We start from the raw sequence: 1,967 nt of genomic DNA on the forward strand, positions 1-1,967 counted from the left end.
CAGCTGCTTGGAGACGAAGCCGTAGAGCAGGCGCTCGCACTCCTCGGCGGTGAAGGACTCCTTGGTGGTCTTGTCCTTGACGAGCTCGATGCCGTAGAAGTACCCGTCGCCACGGACGTCGCCGACGATCGGGAGGTCCAGGAGCCGCTCGAGGGTCGACCGGAAGGCGCCCTCGTTGTCGCGGACGTGCTCGAGGACGTGCTCGCTCTCGAAGATGTCGAAGTTCGCCATCGCGACCGCCGTCGAGACCGGGTGGCCGCCGAAGGTGTAGCCGTGGGCGAACATCTCCCCGTCGGCGAGGAAGGGCTCCATCAGCCGGTCGGAGGCGATCATCGCGCCCAGGGGCGCGTAGCCCGAGGTGATGCCCTTGGCGCAGGTGATGATGTCGGGCTGGTAGCCGTAGCGCTCGGCGCCGAACATGTGCCCGAGCCGGCCGAAGGCGCAGATGACCTCGTCGGAGACCAGCAGCACGTCGTACTCGTCGCAGATCTCGCGGACCCGCTCGAAGTAGCCCGGGGGCGGCGGGAAGCAGCCGCCGGCGTTCTGCACCGGCTCGAGGAAGACCGCGGCGACGGTGTCGGGGCCCTCGTTCTCGATCGCGACCGCGACCTGGTCGGCGGCCCAGCGGCCGAAGGCCTCCGGGTCCGTCCCGTCGAGGAGCCCGCCGGTGGTCTCCGCGGCGCGGTAGATGTTCGTGTTCGGCACCCGGAACGTGGAGGGCACCAGCGGTTCGAACTGCTGCTTCAGCGGCGGCAGCCCGGTGATCGACAGCGCGCCCTGCGTGGTGCCGTGGTAGGCGATGGAGCGGCTGAGCACCTTGTGCTTCATCGGCTTGCCGGTGAGCTTGAAGTAGTTCTTCGCGAGCTTCCACGCGGACTCCACCGACTCACCGCCGCCGCTGGAGAAGAACACCCGGTTGAGGTCGCCGGGTGCGTAGCCGGCGATCCGCTCGGCGAGCAGGATCGCGTTGGGGTGGGCGTAGGACCACAGCGGGTGGAACGCCAGCTCCCGCGCCTGCTTGGCCGCCGCCTCCGCGAGCTCGGTGCGCCCGTGGCCGAGCTGGCTCACGAACAGCCCGCCGAGGCCGTCGAGGTAGCGCTTGCCCTGGGCGTCGTAGATGTACGCGCCCTCGCCCCGCACGATGATCGGCACGTCGGCGCTGTCGTAGGACGAGTGCCGGGTGAAGTGCATCCACAGGTGGTCCTTCGCGGCCTGCTGCAGGTGGTCGTAGTCCGGGTGCATGAACCCCATGATGCGTGGTCGTGCCCAGGTTAGGCAAGTGAATCCGTCGCCCGAAGGGGTGAATTGGTGCGAAATCAGTTGCTTCTCCGCGTGGTAGAACTGCCGCATGACGCGGGTCCTGTTCACCAACGGCGCCCTGTTCGACGGACGCCGCCACCTCGGTCGTGGGTCGGTGGTCGTCGAGGACGGCCGGATCCTCGCGGTCGTGCCGGACGATGCCGGGGCGCTGCGCGAGCTCGGTCCGGGCGCGGAGACCGTCGACCTCGCCGGCGGCCTGCTCTCGCCGGGCTTCGTCGACGCGCACGTGCACCCGGTGCAGGGCGGGCTCGAGCGGCTCCGCTGCGACCTGTCCGGCCTCGACACGCGGGCGGAGTACCTCGCCACGATCGAGGAGTACGCCGCCGCGCACCCGGACGCGGAGTGGATCCTCGGGGGCGGCTGGGCGATGCCGGCGTTCCCCGGCGGCACCCCGACCGCGGCCGACCTGGACGCGGTGACGGGCGGCCGGCCGGCGTACCTGCCCAACCGCGACCACCACGGCGCCTGGGTCAACACCCGCGCCCTCGAGCTCGCCGGCGTCGACGAGCACACCCCCGACCCGCCGGACGGGCGGATCGAGCGCGACGCCGACGGCCGCCCGAGCGGCACCCTGCACGAGGGCGCGACGGCGCTGGTCTCGCGCCACGTGCCGCGGCCGACGGGGGCCGACCTCCACGCAGCGCTGA

Annotated in this window: 2 protein-coding genes; one reads left to right on the plus strand and one right to left on the minus strand. The window is 71.3% G+C overall.

Annotation, left to right across the window (positions count from 1 at the left end):
- The coding region (locus tag VGD85_RS11770) for an aspartate aminotransferase family protein (RefSeq protein WP_331063631.1) at window positions 1-1,242 on the minus strand (1,242 nt) is incomplete at its 3' end.
- Between the two features lie 106 nt (window positions 1,243-1,348).
- On the opposite strand from VGD85_RS11770, the gene VGD85_RS11775 reads away from it, so the two are divergent.
- Window positions 1,349-1,967 (plus strand): amidohydrolase family protein (locus VGD85_RS11775; protein WP_331063632.1); only part of this gene is annotated, 619 nt, incomplete at its 3' end.

Source organism: Nocardioides sp., from assembly GCF_036401255.1.
GTDB lineage: Bacteria > Actinomycetota > Actinomycetes > Propionibacteriales > Nocardioidaceae > Nocardioides.